We start from the raw sequence: 413 nt of genomic DNA, 5'->3' as shown, positions 1-413 counted from the left end.
TAAATAAACATATCATATACAAATAAATGTTAATTTTGCTTTTCATATAATCATTTACAAGGAAACAGTAAATTCCTTACTGGTTACAACGCCTACTATCCATAACAAATCGTCAAAATTGATATTACAATAAGCGGTAACATAGGCGGGTAAATTACCGCTTACCTGTATGTTATCCTTTTTTAAATCTTCAATCATTTTTGGCATAAATTCCCACGTCAATTTGTTATTTACCCCTTCGTGATATCCTATTGAGCCAAAATTATCTACTTTTATGGTAACGGCATATCTGTATTTTTGGGAATCATATTGGACATTATTGGAAAATACAGGTTCCGCCGAAAGAGTTACCCCTGTTTGAGTTTTGTTCAAATCAAGGGAAATTTCGTTAAGAGTATGAATGCCGTTATTTG

General features: G+C 32.0%; 1 protein-coding gene. It reads right to left on the bottom strand.

From position 1 onward, the window contains the following. Positions 1-54: 54 nt before the first annotated feature. Positions 55-413: hypothetical protein (locus ACYVTD_RS16120; RefSeq protein ID WP_461248695.1), on the bottom strand; the 359-nt coding region annotated here is incomplete at its 5' end.

Source organism: Treponema sp. R6D11 (assembly GCF_054786075.1).
This window is presented reverse-complemented; position numbering and strand designations above follow the sequence as displayed.